The organism is Aerococcus sp. L_32, assembly GCF_050689315.1.
Genome location: NZ_JBOEQF010000589.1, coordinates 1 through 1,069, shown reverse-complemented (window position 1 = coordinate 1,069; position 1,069 = coordinate 1). Strand labels below are relative to the sequence as shown.

2 protein-coding genes are annotated in these 1,069 nt (G+C 40.7%); both read right to left on the bottom strand.

What is annotated here, in order from left to right:
* Positions 1-625: SMC-Scp complex subunit ScpB (gene scpB, locus ACRCJ0_RS14970; protein ID WP_431391003.1), on the bottom strand; the 625-nt coding region annotated here is incomplete at its 3' end.
* Positions 622-1,069 (bottom strand): segregation/condensation protein A (locus tag ACRCJ0_RS14965; RefSeq protein ID WP_431391002.1); only part of this gene is annotated, 448 nt, incomplete at its 5' end. The genes scpB and ACRCJ0_RS14965, both read right to left, overlap by 4 nt.

Sequence of the window (1,069 nt, the reverse complement as noted above, 5' to 3'; positions counted from 1 at the left end):
TTGTTGTTTCATTAAATTCTGTCTGGCTAATGTCTGTTTGGTTAAAGTCTTTTTGTTCAGGTTCACCGTTATCATCAATTTTAAAAAGGGTCTCTTCATCTACCGAGCCATCTAAGACTAGATTATGAATATCCGGCAAGTCTTCTAAGGACTCCAAACCAAAATATTGGTAGAAGTAAGAAGTTACCCCGTAAATAATCGGCCGACCTGGTGAATCCTGACGGCCCGTTTCCATAATCAAATCTCGCTCTAGTAATTTATGGATCATATTAGATGACTGAACACCTCGAATTTCATCAATCGTCATTCGGGTGACTGGCTGTTGATAGGCAATAATCGCCAATGTTTCCAATGCCGCTTGAGACAATTTCGTTGCAAAAGGAGAAACTGCGTAATTTTTGACCACTTCACCGTATGCTGCCTTGGTCACTAATTGAACGCGTTCATTAATAACGGTAATTCTTAATCCAGATTGTGGGTCGTGTTGGAGACGATTTCTCAAAACCATCACGTAGTATAAAGCCCATTCCTGGCGTATCTCTAATAAGTTGGCAAGTTCATCGACAGCAATCCCATCTTCACCTGCTACGAAAAGTAAACTTTCTATTGCAGCGACTGCATTCATTCACTTTCCTCCCGTCTAATCAATTGAATATCTGCTCTTAAGTCTTCTTGGTATAAGTATAACTCATTTGACTTCACTAATTCCAAAATCGCTAAAAACATACTAATAATTTGACTACGCGATTGAATTTTTCCAAGAAAAACAGCTTCTTGAAACATCAATACATCCCGGTCCGCCTCAACGAAGGCTTGACGAATATCCGCCATTGCAGTCCCTACTGAGTAAGTCTCACCTGCAATCGTGGTTTGAATAGGTTGTTGATTTTTCAAGCGGAAGGCCATCTTTTGAATGGCTCTATACAGGTCATCAGGCGTTAATTGGCGACCCGTCATAGGGATCTTCTCTTGATAAGCCGATAAGTCTGATGGTTGCTTGGTATATTCCAACGACCGTTCAGCCTGTTTATCCGCTAAGATATGGGAAACTTCCTGATATTGCTGGAAA